This window comes from Paraburkholderia sediminicola, assembly GCF_046026895.1.
GTDB lineage: Bacteria > Pseudomonadota > Gammaproteobacteria > Burkholderiales > Burkholderiaceae > Paraburkholderia > Paraburkholderia sediminicola_C.
In genome coordinates, this window is sequence record NZ_JAQQEU010000020.1 from 22,849 (window position 1) to 37,808 (window position 14,960).

Sequence of the window (14,960 nt, forward strand, 5' to 3'; positions counted from 1 at the left end):
CGCGCGCTCGATCCGCTCACGGTGCTTCGTAGCGGCCGGTGCCGTCCGGCCACGGCGTTAGCAGTTCATAGCCGTCGTCGGTCACGGCGATCATGTGCTCCCATTGCGCCGACAGCGAGCGGTCCTTGGTGACCACGGTCCAGCCGTCGCGCTGCACCGTGGTGCCCGCGCGGCCCGCATTGATCATCGGCTCGATCGTGAAGACCATGCCCGGTTTCAGACGCACGCCCTGCCCCGGCTGGCCGTAATGCAGCACTTGCGGGTCTTCGTGATAGACCTTGCCGATGCCGTGCCCGCAGTAGTCGCGCACGATCGAGAAGCCATCGCGCTGCGCCACTTTCTGGATCGCGTAGCCCACGTCGCCGAGCGTCGCGCCCGGCTTCACTTCGCGGATGCCGGCGAGCATCGCCTCGTAGGTCGTGTCGATCAGCTGCCGCGCCACCGTACTCGGCTGGCCCACGCAATACATACGGCTGGTGTCGCCGAAGTAGCCGTCCTTGATGATCGCGACGTCGATGTTGATGATGTCGCCGTCCTTCAGGACCTCGTTGCGATTCGGAATGCCGTGGCACACCACCTGGTTGACCGACGTGCAAACCGTCTTGGGAAAGCCCAGGTAGCCGACATTGGCCGGAATCGACTTTTGCGTGTTGACGATGTAGTCGTTGCACAGCGCGTCGAGCTCCTCGGTGGAGACGCCGGCCTTGACGTGCTCGCCGATCATTGCCAGCACGTCGGCCGCGAGGCGGCCGGAAATGCGCAGCTTGGCGATGTCGTCAGGGGACTTGTAGGTAATGGCCATGAATTCAGTCGATATGGGTCGGATGGGATCGATGTTCAGCGCATGCCGAGCCGCCGCGAGCGGCCCGGCAAATCATGCTTACACCGGCGATCGCCCGGCCAATTGTACAGAGGATCGCCGCCGGACCCGGGCAAAACGGGCTGAATGGAGTCGCAGCGTGATTTTTTTGAACGCTGGGCCGGGGTTGGAAACTGCGACGCGCTGTCTGTCGAGGCGTGTTGCCGGTGCACGATGAAACCATTTGTGCTGCTTTGCAAGCCGCTTCGCCGCCGCTCACGGATTTGCTTCGTTGGCTTCGTGACGGCGTTGCGCACGAGCTTGTTCTTACCGGATCGCGCGGCTCCTCTCAGAAGAACGGGAGCTCGTTGAAGTCCGCGATTTGCGTAAAGGCGCGCGCGATCGCTGGCTGCTCATGCGTCGGCGCCGCGACCACGCGCTTCTCGGTGGGCGTCCCAGTCGACCTCTCAATCGGACTTCGCCAGAATGAACTGCATCACGTCGGTGCGTCCCTCGTCGAAGCCCGCTTCGCAGTACGCCAGAGACAATCGCCACGTGTGCACGAAAATCTCGTCGAAGCCCTGTACGCACTTTCCGGCACGTGAGCTGCGTGCCTGCGGTGATCGGCACGTTGCCTCGCGCGCTGAGCAAATAGCTGTGGCGCTCGCCGAAGGTGTTGCGCACTTCGGCGCGCAGCGCGCGCAACTGGCCGTCGCGCTCGTGACAAAACCACAAGCTGACCGGATTGAACGCGTAGCCGAACACACGCGGAAAAGCCTGCAGCCAGATGCGGCCCTCTGCTTCCTCGATGCCTGCCGCCGAGAGTTGCGCGCGCATCCATGCGGCCAGATCACTGCCGTCGCGCGGACCGTGGTCGCGTCGATGCAGGCTGAGAGGCCGCCAACGGTCGATGCCGAACCAACCGCGATCCAGCGACGCCAGCCGGTCCAGATCGCATCGCATATAGAACACCGGGTACGTGAAGCGATGCGGCTTCGGCCGCAGACGTTCGTGCATTACGTGGCCGGTCAGCAGCCCGCCGAGGGGGCGAGGTCTGCTCCGACGTTGGCCGCGACGTTGGCCGTGATGCTCGTCGCAACGCCGCTCACAGGTTTCGCGCGAGGGGTGGACTTCATAGCCTGGCCCAATCCGGCAATGCGTTGAAATCCGCAGCGACGCGCAATGCCGATTTCAGACCGTCCTCGTGAAAACCGTAGCCCGTCCACGCGCCCGCGAACCACGTGCGGCGCTTGCCTTGCAATGACGGCAAGCGATGCTGCGCCTCGATCGCGGCGAGATCGAACAGCGGATGGTCGTAGTGAAAGCGGCGCAACTCAGTGCCGGGCGCGGGCGGCGTCACGGGATTACGCGTGACGACGAGCGGCGTGCTGAATGGCAACGGCTGCAACTGATTCACCGGATAGCTGACGCAGACCGGATGCGAACCGTCGCGGCCGCGCGTGCCGAGATAATTCCACGCCGACCACACACGCCGACGACGCGGCAGCAGCGTCGTATCGGTATGCAGAGCACCGCGAGATTCGGCTGGTAACGCACCGCGCCCAATACGCTGCGCTCGTCCTGATCGGGGTCTTCGCGCAGACGCAAGGTGGTTGGCGCGTGGGTGCCGAGCACTAGTGCGTCGAAGCGCTCGGCGCCGTCGTCGGTGTAGACGTCGATGCCATCGGCCGAGCGCCGCAGGCTTCGCACGGGCATGGCGATGCGAACGTCATCGAGCGTATTCATGATGCGCGTCACGTACTCCCGTCCGGCGCCGACCACGGTGCGCCACTGCGGCCGGCGGTTCACCTGCAGCAGGGCGTGATTCAGACAGAAGCGCAGGAAGGTGATGGCCGTAAATGCGAGGATGTCGGCGGTCGCGCTCGACCAGATTGCGGCGGCCATCGGCAGCAGATAGGGCCGCTGGAACGCGCCGCCGTAGTCGCCGGCCGTCAGCAGTTCGCCATCGACGCGCGTGCGCGTCGCGATTTCGAGGTTCTGCTGGGCGCCCCGGTTGAACCGCACGATGTCGCGCAACACGCCGATGAAGGTCGGCGAAAACAGATTACGGCGCTGCGCGAAGACCGTGTTCAGACCGGTGCCGGCCCATTCCAGGCGGCCATCGTCGAGCGAGACCGAGAAGCTCAGGTCGCTCGGATGCGACTGGACGCCGAGTTCGCTGAACAGCGCGACCAGGTTCGGATACGTGCGTTCATTGAACACGAGGAAACCAGTGTCGACCGGATGCGTGTGGCCTCCCGCATAGTCGGCCGATTCGAACAGCGTGACGCGGTGCTGACGCGCCAGCTGCTGGCAATTACTCGCGCATCGTTGCATGCGCACCGGATGGTGACCGTCATGTCGCATCGGCGCACTGAACTGCTATACGGACGGCAGCGACCTTGCCGAAAACCACCCGACGATTCACCGCCGCAAAAGCAAAACCCCCGCAAAACTTTCGCTTTGCGGGGGTTTTAAATTTGGCGGAAAGGGTGAGATTCGAACTCACGGTACCCCTAAAGGTACACTGGATTTCGAGTCCAGCGCATTCGACCACTCTGCCACCTTTCCGTGTTTTCCAACACGCAGCGATGAAGCTGCTTCGTCAGAACCAAGCGGGTCGTTGCTTGGGAGAGAAATATTATAGAACAGCCAAATCGGATTTCCAAGCCCCTCATCAAAAATTTTTCAAAGAGGCCTGGCAGCCGGCGAGCGTTCAGCCCGCCTTCACTTCCAGCCGCTCGACACCGCCGAGGTAAGGCCGCAGCGCCGCCGGCACCGTCACCGAGCCATCGGCGTTCTGGAAGTTCTCCAGCACAGCCACGAGCGTGCGGCCCACCGCCAGGCCCGAGCCGTTCAACGTGTGCACCAGCTCCGGCTTGCCCTGCGCATTGCGATAACGCGCGTGCATCCGGCGCGCCTGGAACGACTCCGTGTTCGAGCAACTCGAAATCTCGCGATACGTGTTCTGCGCCGGCACCCATACTTCCAGGTCATAGGTCTTCGCGGCCGAGAAGCCCATATCGCCCGTGCACAACGTGATCACGCGATACGGCAGCTCCAGCTTCTGCAAAATCGCCTCGGCGTGGCCGACCATCTGCTCCAGCGCGTCATACGACGTTTCCGGCGCGACGATCTGCACCATCTCGACCTTGTCGAACTGATGCTGGCGGATCAGGCCGCGCGTGTCGCGCCCGTACGAGCCCGCTTCCGAGCGGAAGCACGGCGAATGCGCGGTCAGCTTGATCGGCAGCGCGTCCGCTTCGACGATGCTGTCGCGCACCGTGTTGGTCAGCGAAATCTCGGACGTGGAGATCAGATACTGCGTGACCGTGTTCTCTTCCCCACCCTTCTCGACGCGGAACATGTCGTCGGCGAATTTCGGCAACTGGCCGGTGCCGTACAGAATCTCCGGATTCACGATGTACGGCGTGTACACCTCGGTATAGCCGTGCTGCTGCGTATGCGTGTCGATCATGAACTGCGCGAGCGCGCGATGCAGCCGCGCAATCTGTCCGCGCAGCAGCGTGAAGCGCGCGCCCGACAGCTTCGCGCCGGTTTCGAAGTCGAGCCCGAGCGGCGCGCCGACGTCGACGTGATCCTTCACCTCGAAGTCGAACTGACGCGGGGTGCCCCAGCGGCGCACTTCGACATTGCCGGTTTCGTCGTCGCCGACCGGCACGCTTTCATGCGCGAGGTTCGGCACGCCTTGCAGCAGGTCTGACAGACGCTTCTGGATATCGTCGAGCCTGGCCGCCGACGCCTTCATCTCGTCGCCGATGCCGCCGACTTCGGCCATCACCGCCGAGGTGTCCTCGCCCCGCCCTTTCATCGCGCCGATCTGCTTCGACAGGCTGTTGCGGCGCGCCTGCATTTCTTCGGTACGGGTCTGGGTGTCGCGGCGTTCCGCTTCGAGCGCGGTGAACGCCGCCGCGTCGAAGGTATAGCCGCGGTCGGCGAGGCGCCTGGTGACGCCGTCGAGGTCTTTGCGCAGCAGCTGAATGTCGAGCATGGGATGGGACGGGTGTTCGTTGTATGAAGGGAGGATTTTAGCGCACCGGCGCGCACGGCCGGTGCGTTAGATGGTCGACGCGTGGCGGATCGCCGGCACGGCATTGAAAGCAAAGCAGCGCAAGTAGGACTCCATTTAACGCAGGCGCCAGAAAAACTCAGCCCTTCTTCCGCTTGTTCTCGCTGCGCCATTGCGCATCCAGCTCGGCCAGACGCGCCATCTTGTCGCCGATCTTGCCCTCCAGACCGCGCGGCGTCGGCTCGTACCAGTGCGGATCGCGCATGTTCTCCGGCAGATAGGTCTCGCCGGCCGCGTAGGCATCGGGCTCGTCGTGCGCGTAGCGGTACTCGTGGCCGTAGCCGAGTTCTTTCATCAGCTTGGTCGGCGCATTGCGCAGATGCACCGGCACCCCGCGCGACTGGTCCTTGCTGACGAAGCGGCGCGCTTCGTTGTACGCGTTGTAGCCGGCGTTCGACTTCGGCGCGACCGCCAGATAAATGATGGCCTGCGCCAGCGCCAGTTCGCCTTCGGGCGTGCCGAGGCGCTCGTAGGTTTCGGCGGCGTCCAGCGCGATGCGCGCCGCGCGCGGATCGGCGAGGCCGATGTCCTCCCACGCCATCCGCACGATGCGGCGCGCCAGATAACGCGGGTCCGCGCCGCCGTCGAGCATCCGGCAGAACCAGTACAGCGCGCCGTCCGGGCTGCTGCCGCGCACCGATTTATGCAGCGCGCTGATCTGGTCGTAGAATGCGTCGCCGCCTTTGTCGAAGCGGCGCAGATTTTCCGCGAGCGCGCTGCCGAGCAACGCGCCGTCGATCTCCGTGGTCTTTTGCTGCGCGGCCGCGCGCCCGACGATTTCGAGGTTGTTCAGCAGCTTGCGGCCGTCGCCGTCGGCCGAGCCGATCAGCGCGTCGCGCGCTTCGTCGGTGAACGTGAGGCCGCCCAGTTCCTGCTGCGCGCGTTCGAGCAGTTCGCGCTGCTCGTCGTCGGTCAGGCTTTTCAGCACGTAGACCGCGGCGCGCGAGAGCAACGCGCTGTTCACCTCGAACGACGGGTTCTCGGTCGTCGCGCCGACGAACACGAACAGCCCCGATTCGACGTGGGGCAAGAACGCATCCTGCTGGCTCTTGTTGAAGCGATGCACTTCGTCGACGAACACGAGCGTCTGATGACCGTTCGCGCGATGAATCTGCGCGGTCTCGACGGCTTCGCGGATATCCTTCACGCCCGAGAGCACCGCCGACAACGCGATGAACTCGGCGTGAAACGCATCGGCCATGAGCCGCGCGAGCGTGGTTTTGCCGACGCCGGGCGGGCCCCAGAGGATCATCGAATGAGCTTCGCCGGATTCGAATGCGACTCGCAGCGGCTTGTTCGGGCCGAGCAGATGCGTCTGGCCGATCACTTCGTCGATATTGCGGGGCCGCAGGCGTTCGGCGAGCGGAACATTGGCACGGGTTTCTTCAAACATGACGTTTTGGGGATAATCTCGGCTTTTCCGGACGCGGTCCCGTATGGTCCATAGGGTCCGTTCGGTCCGTTTGGTCCGTATGAAGGCGGCGTGCTGCCGGATGAGCGCAAAGACGGCCCGCGAAGCTGCGGGCAACGTCCTGCATTATGACAGTGACGGCGTGGGGACGACGGCCGCGTCTCACGGTTGAACGACCGGCGCGGCATCGCTCCGGAAAAAATTTGGCAATCGACGACGCAGCCCGCGCAGGCCGAGGCCGATCACAACGGCCAGCGCGGCTGCGCCAGCAACCTAGCACCCAGACCGTCAAGCGGCCTGGCAAGCAACACCAACAGGGACAAGACCAGATGGCACAAGATCCACTCGCCGGCGACGCCGGTTCGACCTACGCGCCGCTCACGCCGGTGCCCGACGCGCGCCGCGCGTTCCGCACCGGCGACGCGTTCGCGCTCTGGTTCTCGCTCGGCATCGGCCTGCTGGTCGCGCAGGCCGGCGCGCTGCTGGTGCCGGGGCTGTCGCTGCCGCACGCGCTGCTGGCGATCGTGATCGGCAGCGTGATCGGCGTGGTGCTGCTGGCGCTGGCCGGCGTGATCGGCACGGACACGGGGCTCGCGGCGATGTCGTCGCTGCGTCCGACGCTCGGCGTGCGCGGCGCGTCGGTGCCGGCGGTGCTGAACGCGGTGCAACTGGTCGGCTGGGGCTCGTTCGAAGTGATCGTGATGCGCGATTCCGCCGACGCCCTCGCCAAACAGGCGTTCGGCCTGTCAATGCCGCTGATCTGGACCGTGGTGTTCGGCCTGCTCGCGACGCTGCTGGCGATCAGCGGGCCGCTGTCGTTCGTGCGGCGTTTTCTGCGCACCTGGGGCATCTGGCTGCTGCTCGCGGGCGCGGTGTGGCTCACGTGGAATCTGCTCGCGCGGCACAACCTCGCGGAACTGATGCAACGTCCGGGCACGGGCGAGATGTCGTTCGGCGGCGCGATCGACCTGGTGGTGGCGATGCCGCTGTCGTGGCTGCCGCTGATCGCCGACTACACCCGCTTCGGCCGGCGTCCCGGCGAGACGTTCCGCGGCACGCTGCTCGGCTATGGGATCGCGAACATCTGGTTCTATGCGCTCGGCGCGGTGTATGGCCTCGCGGCCGGCGGCGGCGACGCGCTGCTGACCGGCGCGCTGGCCCAAGCCGGCGGCGGCTTCGCGCTGCTGCTGATCCTGATCGACGAAATCGACAACGCGTTCGCCGACATCCACTCGGCCGCCGTCTCGACCGGCACGTTCTGGACGCGCGGCAGCGTGCCGTGGTTGTCAGCCGCGTTCGGCGCACTGTGTACGCTGATCGCACTGCTCGTGCCGATGGCGAAGTATCAGAACTTCCTGCTGCTGATCGGCTCGGTGTTCGCGCCGCTATTCGGGGTGGTGCTGATGGATCACTTCATCGTGCGCAAGCGCCGCATCGAAGCCGCCGCGCTAGCCAACGTGCGTGGCCGTTATGGCTTCTCGGGCGGCTGGCATCTGAGCGCGTTCATCGCGTGGGCGATCGGCATCGCCGCGTATCAGGTGATCAATCAATGGCTGCCGAATCTCGGCGCGACGTTGCCGTCGCTGGTGATCGGCGCGGTGTGCTACTTCGTGTTCGTGTCGGCGCGCAAGACTGCTTACGCTTGACGCTTCGCGGCGCGTTGTCCGCGCTAGTCGGCTGACGAAGAAAAGGCCTGCGTTTGCAGGCTTTTTCTTGCACGTGACGCGCCAAAGATCACACGTCACGCGACGCGGATCACTCTACCGCGCGGCCACCCGATACTCGACGCCCGGCAGCACGCACAGCAACTCGAACGCGAGATTCGCGCCGAGCAGCGCGGTCGTGCCGAACGGATCGTACGGCGGCGCCACCTCGACCAGATCGCAGCCGACAATGTTCAACCCGCGCGCGCCGCGAATGATCTCCAGCGCCTGCGGCACCGTCAGCCCCGCGATCTCCGGCGTGCCCGTCCCCGGCGCGAAGGCCGGATCGATCCCGTCGATGTCGAACGTGATGTACACCGGGCCGTCGCCCATCCGCTCGCGCACGCGCGCCATCAGCGGCGCGAGCGACTGGTTCCAGCACGCCTCGGCCTGCACCACCTCGAAGCCCTGATCGCGGCACCAGTCGAAGTCTTCCGCCGCGTAGCCCGTGCCGCGCAGACCGATCTGCACGACCCGCTCGCAATCGAGCAGGCCCTCTTCGACCGCGCGGCGAAACGGCGTACCGTGCGCGATCTTCTCGCCCATCATCGTGTCGTTGACATCGGCGTGCGCGTCGACGTGAATCAGGCCGACCTTGCCGTGCTTGCGATGAATCGCGCGCAGGATCGGCAGCGCGATGGTGTGATCGCCGCCGAGTGTGATCGGCGTGCAATCGTGCTCCAGAATTTCGTCATAGGCGGTTTCGATTCGCGCGATCGAGTCGTGCAGGTTATACGGATTGATCGCGACGTCGCCGAGATCGGCCACGCGCAGCGAATCGAATGGCGCCGCGCGGGTCGCCATGTTGTATGGACGCAGCAGCACCGATTCGCTGCGGATCTGGCGCGGCCCGAAGCGCGCGCCGGTGCGGTTCGACGTACCGAGATCGAACGGCACGCCGACGAAGCACGCGTCGAACCCAGCGGCCGAGCCGACGTTCGGCAGCCGCATCATCGTCGCGATGCCGCCGCAGCGTGGCATCGCGTTGCCGGACAGCGGCTGCGGCCGTTCGCCGGCGTCGGGGGAAATGAAAGAGGAGGTATTCATCGTGGCTCGGCAATGAAAGAGGACGGCACGAGAAAAGTGCGGACCGGCCCGAGGATCGCATAAAAGTCGCCTCTTGCCGGGTTGAATCCCCATTCTCGAGCAGTTTTCCGGAACTTGAAATAGCGCGGCGCCGAACTTCACATCGATCGCAAGCGATGTATGCTGACGCATGTTCTCCCAACTCACCGACCTGGATCTGCGGCTGATCCGCGTGTTTCTCGCGATCGTCGACGCGGGCGGCGTATCGTCCGCCCAGGCGACCCTCAACGTCGGCCAGTCGACCATCAGCACCCAGCTCGCCACGCTCGAAACGCGGCTCGGCTACCGGCTATGCGAGCGCGGGCGCGGCGGCTTCAGCCTGACCGCGCGCGGCGAGCAGTTCATCGAGGCCGCCCGCGGGCTGATGTCGGCGGTGGACACCTTCGGCATGCAGGCGCGCAACGTGGGCCGCCAGCTGGTCGGCACGCTCGACATCGGCATGATCGGGCACACGCCGGTATCGGCCAGCGCGCGCATCAGTGAGGCGATCGGCCGCTTTCGCGAGCGCGATCAGTCGGTGCGTTTCTCGATCCTGGTGCGCTCGCCGGGCGAACTGGAAGAGTTGCTGCTCAACGGGCGGATTCAGATCGGCATCGGCTATTTCTGGCATCGCGTGCCGTCGCTCGAATACACCGAGGTGTTCGCCGAAGATCAGTTTGCCTATTGCGCGAAAGGCCACCCGCTGTTCGCGCGGGCGGGCGACGTGTCGGCGGAAGAGGCCGCGCAGAATGAATGGGCGTGGCGCAGTTATCCGCTGCCCGAAGCAGAGAGTTCGACTACGCCGCAAAACGTCACCGCCGTCGCGGACAACATGGAAGCGGTCGCGATGCTGGTGCTGTCCGGCCATCACCTCGGCTATTTGCCGGGGCATTTCGCGGCGCCGTTCGTCGAACAAGGGCTGCTTGCCGCGTTGAATCCGGCGCGGATGCGCTACCGGGCCGCGTTTCATATGGTCGCGCGGGCGCGGCAATATCGAACGGATATCGTCGAAGCGTTTATCGACGACATGAAAGCCGCCCATCCGGCGCAGGGTCTGGACGTGGACGAGTAGCGCATTCGGGGCGCTGTGGACGCACGCCTTTGACGAGCGCGCCCAGCAATGAAAAAGCCGCGCTCGAAGCGCGGCTTTCCTTGCCTGCAAAACGACACACCCGCAGCAGCCTTAGCCGTTGATCACATCCGCGCCCTTCGGCACCGTGAACTTGAACGCATCGGCCGGCAGCGGCGGATTCTTCTGAATGTTCGAGAATGTGAGCAGCGTCACGTTGCCGAACACGTCGTGCAATTCCATCGCTTCCAGATTGCCGTCCTTGAAGCCGATGCCGACGCGTTGAAACTGCGTGTCCTTCGCCTTCGGCGTCAGTTCGAGCCAGTCGATGCCGGCCTTCACGCCCGCATCGCGCAGCGTGAAGTTCTTGTCCAGATCGTTGCTGCCGAACAGGATCGCCGCCGGGCTTGCGCCGAGCGCGCCGCCGAGCGCGCGCACCGTCACCTGGTTCAGATCCTTGTCGTACACGTAGAGCTTGTCGCCGTCCGCCTGGAGCAGTTGTGCATAGGGCTTCTCGTACTGCCAGATGAACTTGCCGGGACGCGCGAACGTGAAAGTGCCGCTCGACGTGCCGGTCTTGCCCGCGCCGCCGGTGGAGAGCGCGCCGCTCGCGCCCTGCGCCTTGCTCGGCGCACGCACTTCCTGCTGCACGAAGGTGCCGCGCGCCGAGTGGACTTGCGCGACGAACGCCTTCAGTTGTTCGGTGCCGCTCGCGAATGCCTGCGACGCGACGAACACCGACGCGCCGATCGCCATGCCGGCGACGCTGCGCACGACTGTCCGCGCGAGTTGGCCGAAGCGGCTGGATTGAGTGCTCTGTCGAGCGCGCTGCTGCGCGAATCGCTGCATATGATTTTCTCCCTTGAGTGAATTCGTTGAACGGCCGCGATGGGCGATGACGAGAGGCGATGGCCGTTTGGCTTGGGTGGCGTGCTGCTGGGGGCGGCCCCGAGACTTGGCTCCAGGGCCGTATCGGACTGGTTAGGGAGCCGCCCTTAAACGGGCCTTATGTGTCCCGTGAGCCTCACTTGACCTCTGACTCACTGCACGAGCGGCCTCACACCCAGCGCAAGGCCCACCGGCCTATTCCGCTTCCCGCGCCGGCGCGAGAATCTCGCGATTGCCGTTCGACGACATCGCCGACACCACGCCCGAGTTCTCCATCTGCTCGAGCAAACGCGCGGCCCGGTTATAGCCGATGCGCAAATGCCGCTGCACCAGCGAGATCGACGCGCGGCGGTTCTTCAGCACCACGTCGACCGCCTGGTCGTACAGCGGATCCGACTCGCCGTCGGTCGAACCGGCGCCCGCCGCGCCTTCCTCGCCGCCCTCGCCGGTCACGCCGCCTTCGAGAATGCCCTCGATATAGTTCGGCTCGCCCTGCTCCTTGAGCTTCTCGACGACTCGATGCACCTCTTCGTCCGACACGAACGCGCCGTGCACCCGCACCGGCAAACCGCTGCCCGGCGGCAGATACAGCATGTCGCCCATGCCGAGCAGCGATTCCGCGCCCTGCTGGTCGAGAATGGTGCGCGAGTCGATCTTCGACGACACCTGGAAAGCCATCCGCGTCGGCACGTTGGCCTTGATCAGGCCGGTGATCACGTCCACCGACGGACGCTGCGTGGCGAGAATCAGATGGATGCCGGCCGCGCGCGCCTTCTGGGCGATCCGTGCGATCAGCTCTTCGACCTTCTTGCCGACCACCATCATCAGGTCGGCCAGTTCGTCGATCACGACGACGATGTTCGGCAGGCGCGTGAGCGGCTCCGGATCGTCCGGCGTGAGGCTGAACGGATTCGGCAGCTTCTCTTCGCGCTTGGCCGCATCGTCGATCTTGTGGTTGTAGCCGGCGAGGTTGCGCACGCCGAGCTTGCTCATCAGCTTGTAGCGCCGCTCCATTTCGGCGACCGCCCAGTTCAGCGCGTGACCGGCCTGGCGCATGTCCGTCACCACCGGACACAGCAGATGCGGAATGCCTTCGTAGACGCTCATTTCGAGCATCTTCGGATCGATCAGGATCATGCGGACCTGGTCGGCGCTCGCCTTGTAGAGCAGCGACAGGATCATCGCGTTGATCCCCACCGACTTGCCAGAACCGGTGGTGCCGGCCACCAGCAGGTGCGGCATCTTCGCGAGGTCGGCGCACACCGGCTTGCCGCCGATGTCCTTGCCGAGCCCCATGGTCAGCGGCGACGCGGCGTCCGCATAGACCGCCGAGCCGAGAATCTCCGACAGGGCCACGGTCTGGCGGCGCTGATTCGGTAACTCCAGCGCCATGAAATTCTTGCCCGGAATCGTTTCGACCACGCGGATCGACACGAGCGACAGCGAACGCGCGAGGTCCTTCGCCAGACTGACGATCTGGCTGCCCTTCACGCCGGTGGCCGGCTCGATTTCATAACGTGTGACGACCGGCCCCGGATAGGCGGCGACCACGCTCACCTCGACGCCGAAGTCCTTGAGCTTTTTCTCGATCAGACGCGAGGTGAATTCCAGCGTATCGGCGGAGATGGTTTCCTGTGCGGCGGGCGCCGGGTCGAGCAGCGAAATGGGCGGCAGCGTGGAGTCGCCGGGCAGGTCGGTGAAGAGCGGCACTTGGCGTTCTTTCTCGACGCGCTCCGATTTGGCCGGCGTGACGAGCGGCGGCACGATCACGACCGGCTCGTGTTCCTCGATCCGCACGCGGCCCTTCTCGACCTTGCCTTCGCGCTTCACCGCGGCCGCTTCGCCGAGCTTGCGGTCGCGGCCGGCCTCGCGGCGCAGCTTCGCGAAGGTCACGGCGGAGATGATCGACTCGCCGACCTTCTCCGATACCGACAGCCACGAAAAACGGAAGTACAGCGACAGGCCGATGGCGAGCGCGATCAGCAAAGCGAGCGTGCCGCCGGTGAACCCCAGCGCATGCGACACCCCGCGTGCGACGGCCTCGCCGACCACACCGCCCATGGTGCCCGGCAACTGCACCTTCAGCGACCACATGCGCAACGCCTCGATGCCGCTGCACGCGAGCAGCACCAGCACGAACGCGAACGCGTCCGCCAGCCAGCCCACGCCGCGCGGCCCGGATTCCTGATCGTCTTCGTGACGGGTGATGCGCCGGTAGTTGGCGGAAATGTGGCGCCCGAGCAGCACGATCCACCAGTAGGCGGACAGGCCGAACAGCAGCAGCATGATGTCGGAGGTCCGCGCGCCGACGCGCCCCGCCCAGTTGGCGATATGGTCGGTCTGCGCGGAATGGGTCCAGCTCGGATCGTGCCGGCTGTAGCTGACGAGCGCCATCAGCAGGAACACGCCGAGCGCCACCTGCAGGATCCAGCGGATTTCGGTGAAAAGGCGCGACATGCGGTGCGGCAATGCCTGCGCGCTCGCGGAATAGGGAGCTTTTGCCATTGATCCTGTTGCGTGGGTAGCCGATTGCCGGCCGCAAACGCGGCCAGAGCCTCACCCAGCTGGCTTCGGCTCCGATCCCGGCGACCGGAAACTTCGATCGGGCCTATTGTAAACGCAGTGTCCCGCGCAAGGCTGTAAATGACGGTAACGAGGCCGTTTGCCCACGGCGCCGCAGCGCGCGGGACCTGTGGCCACGCTATCGCGGCGATCGGAAAGCTTCATAAAGCAGCCGCCCGCCCCGCCCTTTATAATGCGGCACTGGCACCCATCTACAGTTTCAGCTCAAGTCGCACGGCCTCGCATGGGCGAGCCCGGCGCCGTACAAGGATTCAATCATGCCCGCAACTTCAACGAAACACGCCAAGGTTCTGATTCTCGGCTCCGGTCCCGCCGGCTATACGGCGGCGGTCTACGCGGCGCGCGCCAATCTCGCGCCGGTGCTGGTCACGGGTCTCGCCCAGGGCGGCCAGCTGATGACCACGACCGACGTCGAAAACTGGCCCGCCGACGCCAACGGCGTGCAAGGCCCGGAACTGATGACGCGCTTCCTGGAGCACGCCGAGCGGTTCAACACCGAAATCATTTTCGACCACATCCATACGGCCAAGCTCAATGAGAAGCCGATGCGCCTGATCGGAGATTCGGGCGAATATACCTGCGACTCGCTGATCATCTCGACCGGCGCGTCCGCGCAGTATCTCGGCCTGCCGTCCGAAGAAGCGTTCATGGGCAAAGGCGTGTCGGCGTGCGCGACCTGCGACGGTTTCTTCTACAAGCAGCAGCACGTGGCGGTGATCGGCGGCGGCAATACCGCGGTCGAGGAAGCGCTGTACCTTGCCGGCATCGCGAAGAAAGTGACGGTGATCCATCGCCGCGACAAGTTCCGCGCCGAGCCGATCCTGATCGACCGCCTGCTGGCGAAGGAAAAGGAAGGCGTCGTCGAAATCAAGTGGAACCACACGCTCGACGAAGTGACCGGCGACCAATCAGGCATGACCGGCCTGCGCATCAAGCACACGCAAACCGGCGAAACCACCGACATCGCGCTGCAGGGCCTGTTCGTTGCGATCGGTCACAAGCCGAACACGGACATCTTCGCAGGCCAGCTGGAAATGAAGAACGGCTACATCATCACCAAGGGAGGCCTGAACGGCTTCGCGACCGCCACCAGCGTGCCGGGCGTGTTCGCCGCGGGCGACGTGCAGGACCACGTGTACCGTCAGGCGATCACCAGCGCGGGCACGGGCTGTATGGCGGCACTGGACGCGCAGCGCTATCTGGAAACCATCAACGAGATGGCCGGCGAGCATGTGATGAGCCAGGAAGCCGAGCGTTGATCGGCGGCGCTGAACGGCGACGGTAAAATGGCGGTGGGCGTGACCTGGCCGCCTGTCTGAGAGAAGGCCGCGGCTGCAAAGCCAGCGGCTTTT

The 14,960-nt window shown here is 65.1% G+C and carries 9 protein-coding genes, 1 tRNA gene and 2 pseudogenes; 3 read left to right on the top strand and 9 right to left on the bottom strand.

Going from position 1 to position 14,960, the window contains the following annotated elements; translation table 11 throughout:
• Nucleotides 1-16: 16 nt before the first annotated feature.
• The 6 genes and pseudogenes from map to PQR02_RS16330 form a co-directional block, all read right to left on the bottom strand.
• On the bottom strand, nucleotides 17-802 hold the full coding sequence (map, locus tag PQR02_RS16305; protein WP_408232605.1) for a type I methionyl aminopeptidase: 786 nt from the start codon (nucleotides 800-802) through the stop codon (nucleotides 17-19).
• 588 nt (nucleotides 803-1,390) lie between these two features.
• Nucleotides 1,391-1,816: pseudogene (locus PQR02_RS16310) on the bottom strand (DUF1365 domain-containing protein); the annotation flags it as partial.
• 115 nt (nucleotides 1,817-1,931) lie between these two features.
• Nucleotides 1,932-3,166 (bottom strand): annotated as a pseudogene (locus tag PQR02_RS16315) (NAD(P)/FAD-dependent oxidoreductase).
• 114 nt (nucleotides 3,167-3,280) lie between these two features.
• Nucleotides 3,281-3,370 (bottom strand) — tRNA-Ser (locus PQR02_RS16320).
• A gap of 145 nt (nucleotides 3,371-3,515) precedes the next feature.
• The gene (gene serS, locus PQR02_RS16325; protein ID WP_408232608.1) at nucleotides 3,516-4,811 is read right to left on the bottom strand and encodes a serine--tRNA ligase; all 1,296 of its coding nucleotides are present in this window, start codon (nucleotides 4,809-4,811) and stop codon (nucleotides 3,516-3,518) included.
• A gap of 157 nt (nucleotides 4,812-4,968) precedes the next feature.
• Entirely contained in the window at nucleotides 4,969-6,282 is a 1,314-nt protein-coding gene (locus PQR02_RS16330; RefSeq protein ID WP_408232611.1) for a replication-associated recombination protein A, read from the bottom strand.
• A 347-nt stretch (nucleotides 6,283-6,629) separates the two neighbouring features.
• Between PQR02_RS16330 and cytX the strand changes: the two genes are divergently transcribed.
• On the top strand, nucleotides 6,630-7,946 hold the full coding sequence (gene cytX, locus PQR02_RS16335) for a putative hydroxymethylpyrimidine transporter CytX (protein WP_408232614.1): 1,317 nt from the start codon (nucleotides 6,630-6,632) through the stop codon (nucleotides 7,944-7,946).
• Between the two features lie 114 nt (nucleotides 7,947-8,060).
• Here cytX and speB read toward each other — a convergent pair whose 3' ends face one another.
• Nucleotides 8,061-9,050 (bottom strand): agmatinase, encoded by a 990-nt coding sequence (speB, locus tag PQR02_RS16340; RefSeq protein ID WP_408232617.1) that lies wholly within the window; start codon nucleotides 9,048-9,050, stop codon nucleotides 8,061-8,063.
• Between the two features lie 169 nt (nucleotides 9,051-9,219).
• Between speB and PQR02_RS16345 the strand changes: the two genes are divergently transcribed.
• Entirely contained in the window at nucleotides 9,220-10,140 is a 921-nt protein-coding gene (locus PQR02_RS16345) for a LysR family transcriptional regulator (protein WP_408232620.1), read from the top strand.
• A 111-nt stretch (nucleotides 10,141-10,251) separates the two neighbouring features.
• Here the strand turns inward: PQR02_RS16345 and lolA are convergent, their stop codons facing one another.
• Both lolA and PQR02_RS16355 read right to left on the bottom strand, forming a co-directional pair.
• Complete coding sequence (lolA, locus tag PQR02_RS16350; RefSeq protein WP_408232623.1) at nucleotides 10,252-10,986, bottom strand: outer membrane lipoprotein chaperone LolA; 735 nt, start codon at nucleotides 10,984-10,986, stop codon at nucleotides 10,252-10,254.
• Nucleotides 10,987-11,220: 234 nt separating this feature from the next.
• Nucleotides 11,221-13,530, bottom strand: a complete 2,310-nt coding sequence (locus PQR02_RS16355) for a DNA translocase FtsK (protein WP_408232626.1) — start codon at nucleotides 13,528-13,530, stop codon at nucleotides 11,221-11,223.
• A 335-nt stretch (nucleotides 13,531-13,865) separates the two neighbouring features.
• Here PQR02_RS16355 and trxB point away from each other — a divergent pair, with 335 nt between their 5' ends.
• Nucleotides 13,866-14,867, top strand: a complete 1,002-nt coding sequence (gene trxB, locus PQR02_RS16360; protein ID WP_408232629.1) for a thioredoxin-disulfide reductase — start codon at nucleotides 13,866-13,868, stop codon at nucleotides 14,865-14,867.
• The last annotated feature ends 93 nt before the right edge of the window (nucleotides 14,868-14,960 follow it).